Source organism: Apibacter sp., from assembly GCF_025291155.1.
GTDB lineage: Bacteria > Bacteroidota > Bacteroidia > Flavobacteriales > Weeksellaceae > Apibacter.
This window is the reverse complement of record NZ_JAMBJZ010000088.1, coordinates 1-8451: the sequence shown is the minus strand read 5'-3', so window position 1 is coordinate 8451 and position 8451 is coordinate 1. Positions and strand designations below refer to the sequence as shown.

Annotated in this window: 9 protein-coding genes; 6 read left to right on the top strand and 3 right to left on the bottom strand. The window is 31.1% G+C overall.

Annotation, left to right across the window (positions count from 1 at the left end):
- Positions 1-603 precede the first annotated feature (603 nt).
- Positions 604-789 (top strand): hypothetical protein, encoded by a 186-nt coding sequence (locus M3Z80_RS08235; RefSeq protein ID WP_293919102.1) that lies wholly within the window; start codon positions 604-606, stop codon positions 787-789.
- Positions 790-1406: 617 nt separating this feature from the next.
- Here M3Z80_RS08235 and M3Z80_RS08230 read toward each other — a convergent pair.
- Positions 1407-1847 (bottom strand): hypothetical protein, encoded by a 441-nt coding sequence (locus M3Z80_RS08230; RefSeq protein ID WP_293919101.1) that lies wholly within the window; start codon positions 1845-1847, stop codon positions 1407-1409.
- A gap of 111 nt (positions 1848-1958) precedes the next feature.
- Here M3Z80_RS08230 and greA point away from each other — a divergent pair, with 111 nt between their 5' ends.
- From greA to M3Z80_RS08210, 4 genes are all read left to right on the top strand, one after another.
- Entirely contained in the window at positions 1959-2429 is a 471-nt protein-coding gene (gene greA, locus M3Z80_RS08225) for a transcription elongation factor GreA (RefSeq protein ID WP_293919100.1), read from the top strand.
- Between the two features lie 18 nt (positions 2430-2447).
- A complete protein-coding gene (locus M3Z80_RS08220) occupies positions 2448-2837 on the top strand; it encodes an HIT family protein (protein ID WP_293919098.1) in 390 nt (129 codons plus the stop codon).
- A 68-nt stretch (positions 2838-2905) separates the two neighbouring features.
- The gene (clpP, locus tag M3Z80_RS08215) at positions 2906-3565 is read left to right on the top strand and encodes an ATP-dependent Clp endopeptidase proteolytic subunit ClpP (protein WP_293919096.1); all 660 of its coding nucleotides are present in this window, start codon (positions 2906-2908) and stop codon (positions 3563-3565) included.
- 108 nt (positions 3566-3673) lie between these two features.
- A complete protein-coding gene (locus tag M3Z80_RS08210) occupies positions 3674-6559 on the top strand; it encodes a DUF5686 family protein (RefSeq protein ID WP_293919094.1) in 2886 nt (961 codons plus the stop codon).
- Between the two features lie 73 nt (positions 6560-6632).
- On the opposite strand, the gene M3Z80_RS08205 is transcribed toward M3Z80_RS08210, so the two are convergent.
- The gene (locus tag M3Z80_RS08205; protein ID WP_293919093.1) at positions 6633-7235 is read right to left on the bottom strand and encodes an NUDIX hydrolase; all 603 of its coding nucleotides are present in this window, start codon (positions 7233-7235) and stop codon (positions 6633-6635) included.
- A gap of 29 nt (positions 7236-7264) precedes the next feature.
- On the opposite strand from M3Z80_RS08205, the gene M3Z80_RS08200 reads away from it, so the two are divergent.
- Entirely contained in the window at positions 7265-7657 is a 393-nt protein-coding gene (locus tag M3Z80_RS08200) for an SRPBCC family protein (protein WP_293919092.1), read from the top strand.
- A gap of 73 nt (positions 7658-7730) precedes the next feature.
- Here the strand turns inward: M3Z80_RS08200 and M3Z80_RS08195 are convergent.
- On the bottom strand, positions 7731-8451 hold a 721-nt coding region (locus tag M3Z80_RS08195), incomplete at its 5' end, for a S8 family serine peptidase (protein ID WP_293919090.1).

Below are 8451 nucleotides of genomic sequence, written 5' to 3'. Positions count from 1 at the left end.
CGTTGGCTATGATAGTTATACCACTATTTGGCTGTGTGCAGCGAAATATCTTGCCGAAACACGTCACTTTGATAGCACATTGCATGTCATTTTCCAATCAGTTGAAGAGTTGTTATAGGTTGAAAAGTGACCGGTTGATGATGGTTTATTTAAGCAATTTCCGTATGATATCATTTTCGGTATACACAATATTCCAGGTTTTAAAGAAGATCATTTCTATTTCAAAGCCGACGTACTTATGGCTTCATCCGATACTATCATGCAGAATGAGATAATTACAAAAAGTAAAATAAATTCTGCTTTTATATTTAAAACGCCTAGTCCTTCAAAGATTAAGAAAACGAAACCGCAAAGGTAAAAAGCTAGGATAGGGAAGTCCCTGCCAAAGCAGAGAGGCAGAAGCATTTAAACATAGTGCTGGTGGAAAAAAACTTTTGATACTATAGCCGAAGATGGCTATAGAGGGGGCTTAACCTTATAGAAGCAGGTGCAAGACCAATCGAGGAAGCTTTTTAAACACCTGAAAATATTGAAGCTGTAAGAGAGTATTTATCGAAAAACCAAATCTTTAAAAAGGGAGAGTTATGTAAAAATAATAAAACAATGATTGATCGATTGGAGGCTATACAAAGAAGGGAACTAGGATCAACAGTTACACATAAGGCTTCCCTTACCCATGAATTTAAAATAGACGAAAATAAAAAAGTATATTTTTTATATGATGGAAATGTTATGATTATAGGTGAAAATCTAAATAACCGTAAAATAATTTTAAGGGATGGAGAATAAAATAACTAATAATTTTAATAATAAAAAAGATGAGTGAAAAACTCAATTCGAGCAAATTAAATTATTTTATAATAGTTATTTTGAGATATAATATCATTACAAACTTATGAAAATTTTGATCAGCTATTAAAATATTTACAAAAACAATATAGTGTAGAAATACAGAAATAATAAAATGATGCCGAGATGAGAATAAGTTATTTAAACATAAATAATAAAGCATCTAAGCTTTATAATGATTCATATGGAAATACATTAAGTTGCTCAATAAATAAATGAAAAAAATAGAAAAAAGAAAGAGGTTTCTACCTGAAATATAGTAAGATAAGTTAATAAAATTAAAAATAATAATAAATAATATAAAAATATTTATTGATCTTTATTGCTTTTTCATAAATTTTAAACAATACAAATTACTTTTCCATACTTTTAATATAATGTATCCTTTAGCTATTAAAGTTTGAAAGTAATAATTTTCAAAAAATCATAAAAAAATAAGCATTAGTAGTTAGTTAACAAAATTTGAAAACAATTCACAGTTGCTCAGGCAATGTGCTTAATTTTATATAGCAAGCTATACATTATACAACTTATATATAAGCATATTATTGTGTAAATTAATAAGAAATTATAACTGTATTTCCTACAAGTTGCGCATTATATTCTTTAGCACTTCTGTCAGTTACCTCTAAAGGCTGATTGGTAGTTAGTATCCATTTGGCGCCGTCTTCCGGACAAAACAAATAAATATCATTTTTCACTTCCAATGTTGTATTAGCACCGGGGCAAATATGCGGAGGATTTCTATCGTAAGCTTTAAACTGATTAGGACTGATTCTAACCAAGATAAGTCCGTTGGTTCCTGTTAATGGACCACCTTCAATATAGGCATAGCCTCCAATACTTGCTAAATTTCTAAATTGAGGTAAATTGAGATCGGCAGAGAAACTTATAGAAGAATTAGGAAAACAACTAATTGTTTTGTTTCCATTTTCGCATTGTATAAAGATGAATAGGTGTGAAATTAATAATATATAAAGAAATAATTTTTTAATCATAATAAATTTGCTAACTTTGCATATAGATAATCCGACTGAAAAGCATCGGGTTATTTTTTTTATATTTAATAATTACAACAATTACAACGCAAAATTACAAAAAATAGTATCATGAATTATGTAACGAAAGAAGGTTTAGATAAATTACGCAAAGAGCTCGATCAGTTAGAGCAAGTAGAGAGACCTAAAATAACTCAGCAAATTGCTGAAGCTAGGGATAAGGGAGATTTATCGGAAAATGCAGAATACGACGCGGCTAAAGAAGCACAAGGTTTGCTGGAAATGCGTATTGCAAAGCTTAAAGATGTTATTTCTAACTCTAAAATTATAGATCAATCACAGGTAGATACCTCTAAGGTAGCCATATTATGCACCGTAAGAATTAAAAATGTAGCCAATAGTCAAGAGATGAAGTATACCTTGGTTCCAGATACGGAAACCGATTTAAAAGCGGGTAAAATTTCTGTAAATACTCCGATTGCTAAAGGTCTTTTAGGAAAAGAAGTAGGAGAGCTTGCCGAAATAAATTTACCTAACGGTAACCGTATTAACTTTGAAATTCTTGAAATTTCTTTGGATTAATATTTAAAATTACAACCTATGTCAAGTATATTTTCAAAAATAGTAGCGGGAGAAATACCCTGTTATAAGATCTCTGAAACCGAAACACATCTTGCTTTTTTAGATGCTTTTCCTGTGGCAAAAGGACATGTATTGGTTATTCCTAAAAAAGAAACCGATAAGCTGTTTGATTTGCCAAAAGAAGAATATGATGAATTAATGGATTTTACCTATACCATTGCTCAGGCAGTAGGAAAAGCTATTCCGTGCTTACGGGTTGGCATGTCAGTACAAGGATTGGAAGTACCTCATGTACATGTGCATTTAATTCCATTAAATTCCGTAGGGGATATGAATTTTGGAAATAAGCTGACACTTAGCCCGGAAGAATTTATAGAAATAGCTGACAAAATAAAGTCTTATCTTTAGCTGTAGTGGTTTGGTATAATTTTAGTGAGAAAAAATAATAAAAAAATAGAAGTAAAAAGATAATAAATATGGATTTAGGAAAAGAGTTCCATAAGTATGCGGTAAAACATAAGGGAATTAATAGTTTGTTTGTTGATCAGTATGTAAATTCCATGACTCCTTATATAACAGAAGAACGAAAACTAAACGTTGCCCAAATGGATGTGTTCTCAAGATTAATGATGGACAGAATAATATTTTTGGGAACGGGAATTGATGATCAGATCGCTAATATAGTCACAGCACAGCTGCTATTCTTAGAAAGTACAGATGCTTCCAAAGATATTCAAATATATATAAATTCTCCTGGTGGAGGAGTCTATGCAGGGTTAGGCATTTACGACACCATGCAAATAATAAAACCGGACGTAGCAACGATCTGTACTGGTATAGCAGCCTCTATGGGAGCTGTTTTATTAACCGCAGGAGCGGCAGGAAAGAGATCAGCATTAAAACATTCTCGAATTATGATTCACCAACCTTTAGGTGGAGCGCAAGGACAAGCGTCCGATATGGAAATTACCTTAAAGGAAATTTTAAAATTGAAAAAAGAACTCTATGAGATATTAGCAGAACATTCAGGACAAACTTTCGAAAAAATTGAAAAAGATTCCGATCGAGATTATTGGATGATTGCTTCTGAAGCTAAAAAATATGGTCTTATCGATGAAGTTCTTGAAAAACGGTAAAGTTTTTTGTTTTGTTAAGCGCCATAAACATATAATATAATATTTATACATATACTTTCGTTTGTTCGATATCTACAAACGAAAGTTTTTATTTTTAATTAACGTTCAATGAGTAATAAATTCCTTTTTTTATTTGCATTTTTATTTAGTTTATTTTTGAATGCACAGGTTAAAATTACCGGAGTAATTATCGATCAAGAGATACAACGCCCGATAAAAGGGGCTAAAGTATTTTTTCTTAAGGCTCCAGAAATCTCAACACTAACTAATGATACAGGATATTTTTTATTAGAGTCTCCCCAAAATTTTGATTCATTAGTTATTCAGGTCGAAACGTATAAGAAAAAAATTGTTCCAATAAGTAGCGATCAAAATTTAAATTTGATTATAAAATTTTCTGACGAAGATAAAATAGATTCGTCTATAATTACCCCGGATACAATCCGTACTGCCCCACAAATAAATCCGCAAACAAATAATAATCCAGAAGAAGATCAAAAAGTAAATTACGTTAGAGTAACTGGACAGCTTTTAGATGAAAAAACTGGACAGCCTATTCCTGATGCCGATATTTTTTTGAATAATACACAAGTATATTCATCTACTGACAGTAATGGTAATTTTGAATTAGAATCAAATAAATATATTGACAGTTTAGAAATAATCACAGATAAATATCCCATTAAATACATTCCCTTACAAAGAGGAGATAATTTAGGATTGATTGTAAATTTAACATCATTGGATAAAGGAACAGTAAGTAAAGAGAAACAAATAGATGAAGTGGTCGTTACTGGTTTTCCTAAAAAGCGTTTACCGAAAAAAGAAAATCCAGCCTATCGCATTTTGCGTGAGCTATGGAAAAGAAGAAGATCTAACGGACTTACCAATTTTAAGAATTATCAATATAAAGAATACGAAAAAATTGAATTCGATTTAAATAACGTCGATAGCGCTTTTATCAGCAAGAAAATCTTTAAAAAATTAAACATTTCTTCAAAAGACATAGATACTTTAGATATTTCAGGTAAAACCTATATTCCTCTGTTTCTTAACGAATCTCTTTCTGATATAGTAGGACAAAATACTCCGTCAAAACGAGAAAAAACTTTTCTTAGGGGAAATAAAGCATCGGGAATACCGAATAACGATATTGTAGCCAATACGGTTAAAAATTTGTATAAGGATGTTAACATTTATGATAACGTTTTAAATTTCTTTAACAAAGGTTTTACCAGCCCCGTATCAACGATAGGGTTCTCTGTCTATGATTATTTATTATCCGATACTGTTTCCATAGATGGTGTAGACTGCTACTATATAAAATACAGGCCTCGAAGACACAATGAGTTAACCTTTAAAGGTGACTTATATATCACAAAGGATACATATGCAGTAAAACAAGTTACATTGCAATCTACCTCAGGTATAAACGTAAACTTTGTGAAAGATATTTATATGGAATTAGATTACGACAATGTCAACGATTCAATCTTTATTCCTTTACGTAATTACACGGTATTGGACATGTCTCTAATTACTAAAAAAGAAGAAGGTAAAGGAATGTTTGCGAAAAGAACGCTTACATATAATGACTACAAATTCGATGAACCGCAAAATATCGTTGAAAAGCTTTTGGATCAGCAGTGGGAACCTATTTCCGAAGGAGCTTACAATAGAAAAGACGATTTTTGGGCTAATAATCGTCCCGACCGTTTAAATGAAGATGATAAAAAGGCCTATGCAATGGTTGAAAAGGTTTCTAGAACACGATTATTCCGAAATATTGTCGATGCAGTACAAATCCTTTCTTCAGGTTATGTGAATATAGGCAATGCCATCGATATAGGTAACCTTTATCAAACATTAGGATATAATGATGTGGAAGGAACTAGAATACGATTGGGGGCTAGAACCTTTTTCTCACCTAATGACATGTGGAGGGTAGAAGGATATACTGCATACGGTTTTAAAGACGATCAATTTAAATATGGATTTGAAGGTCGATTAATGTTAAATAAATTTAATCGATTGACTATGGGAGTAGGTACGAAAAGGGATATTACCCAATTGGGAACTTCCCTTACTGAAAATGAAGGTATTATGACTCGTTCATTCGCTTCTTCATCTATTATTTCCAGAGGAAGTAACAAATATTTAAGTTCCGTAAATCAAACCAATGCTTTTTTATCCATTGAACCTTGGAAAAATGTGCAATTAAGATTGGATGGAACTTATCAATATATAAAATCAGGTAATCCTTATAAATTTGATATCGGATATTACGATAAGCAAGGTAATATTAAAAAGGATTTATACGATTCTCATCTTACTTTCAGCATACAGGCAAGACCTGGAGCAAAATATTCTCGTTTTGGGTTGGATAGGTATGAACATACTACCTTATCTCCGACACTTATTTTAAAATATATTAAAGGATTAAAAGGTGTATTGGACGGAGATTTTGACTATGATAAAATTCAATTTCTGTACAACCATCCTATACTTTGGGGACCGATTGGTAAAACCGACGTTACTTTTGAATTCGGAAAATCATTTAATAAACTTCCTTTATCTTTATTAAGTGTCATTCCGGGAAATCAATCCTATGGAATTGTAAATAATACATTTTCTCTACTAGACTATTATGATTTTGTAACGGATGTTTATTCAGCTTTACATGTTGAGCATCATTTTAACGGAAGAATATTTTCTTATATACCTTTGTTGAAAAAGTTACAACTTAGAGAGGTTTTGATTTTTAGAGGAGCTTGGGGAGATATATCAGATGGATCTAAAAATATGAATGCTTCAAATATATACTATATAGCTCCGAGTAAAGATATTTACTATGAATATGGATTTGGAATCGAAAATATAGGTTTGGGTAATTTAAGAATTTTCAGGGTCGATTTTAACTGGAGAGGTAATTATCTAAATATGCGGGACGTAAATAAGTTTGGAGTTAAATTTGGAATGCAATTTGAATTCTAAGCAAAAAAGTATAAGAAATAAAAAGGAGTAATATTTATTACTCCTTTTTTAATTTATAGGTATATCATTTGTCTCAAGATTCATCTAAAACATTTGTGTTCACCAATTCTTTGATATTAATATAAGTTTTCTTCATAAGCATAGGAATCTTTTTCATGGTAAACCACTGCGCTTTTTCAATTCCTTCACTTTTTTGCGGCTTAGGCTTTTCTTTGCCTTTGTATTCCATATTAAACCATTTTACTATTTTCAGATAATATTTTTTTTCTGAAATGTAAACATGGTAGGTAGTTGTAATATATTTTTTAAGTTTCACGTTTGATAGTGAACATTCTTCCTCTACTTCACGAACGGCAGCCTTTTTAAATGTTTCATTTTTTTCAACATGTCCTTTAGGTAGATCCCATAGACCGTTTCTCTTTATAAATAAATAGTTATCATTATTTTTTTTGACAAGACCTCCGGCGGCATAGACCGGGGTAGCTATTTTTTTAAATTTTTTCCAAACCTTTTTCTTCTCATCGGTAAAAATATGAACAGATTTTACCTGGGTATGGTACAAAATATCCAAGGCATATCTAAGAGTTTCCAAACTTTCATATGGAAGGTTAATTGCCTGTTTTCTTTTTCCTTTACCTATGGTAAGAAATCTTTCGTTTACAGAAATTTTGTACATTTGTAATTGTTTTTATCAAATGTACAAAAATGAATATTAAAGGAGAAAAAATACTGGTTAATAAATCGGCAGAAGAAATATATTCGTTAGCTTCTCAGCCTTCTGAATTTAAAAAATTCATGCCTGAAAACATTGATAAGTTTGAGGCAGATGAAGATGGTTTTGTTTTTGCATTAAAAGGAATGCCTGAAATAGCCTTGAAAATGAAAGAAAGAATTCCGTATTCCAAAATTGTACTAAGTTCAGCTAAAGAAACCTTAAATTTTGATTTAAGCCTTCTTCTTAATGAAGTTTCAGAAAATTCAAGCGAAGTGCAATTTACCTTCGATGGAAAATTTAATATGTTTATTTCGACTATGGTTGAAAAGCCATTAAAAAACTTTATTGAGGCTTTGACTGAAGGTGTAAGCAAAATTTCTTAATTAAAATAAAATTATTACAATAAAAAAAAGCTATTTTATATAAAATAGCTTTTTTTTATTAATTAATTTAGAATTATTTTTTTGATTTTTTATTTGGATTAAAATTGTCGTAAGCATATTTTACTGCTCTATATACATCTACTACTCCTCCAGTTGAGGACAGCTGGTCAAAGGTAGTTGTAATGGCAGGACTATTATCACTTTCTCCACCAGCTTCAACAGCTGTAGTTGATTTGTTTGCGGTTATAAATAATATTTCTTTAACTTGTTCTGCGGATAATTGAGGGAAATAAGCCCACAATAAAGCCGCACAACCTGCAACCACCGGAGAAGCCATACTAGTTCCTTGTAAAAATTTATATTTACCTTTCGTAATTGTAGAATAAATTTCTAAACCAGGTGCGAAAATATCAACTTTTTCTTTTCCGTAATTTGAGAAAGACGCTTTTAAAGAATTGTTGTAACGAGTACTAGCACCTACCGTAATCCAATTATTTACGAAAGATTTATTTTCATTATCCTTAAAATTAGTTGGATAATTATATTCCGTATCCACATTTTTGTTATCGTTACCTGCAGCATGTACCATTAAAACACCTTTTTTCTCTGCATATTTCATAGCTTCCCAAACTCTTTCTTTATTTGGAGAAAATGGTTTTCCAAAGCTCATATTAATGATTTTAGCTCCATTATCAACGGCATAATGAATAGCATTTGCGATATCCTTATCTCTTTCATCTCCATCCGGAACTGCTCTAACAACCAAAATTTTAGCAACATCTCCGGCTATACCA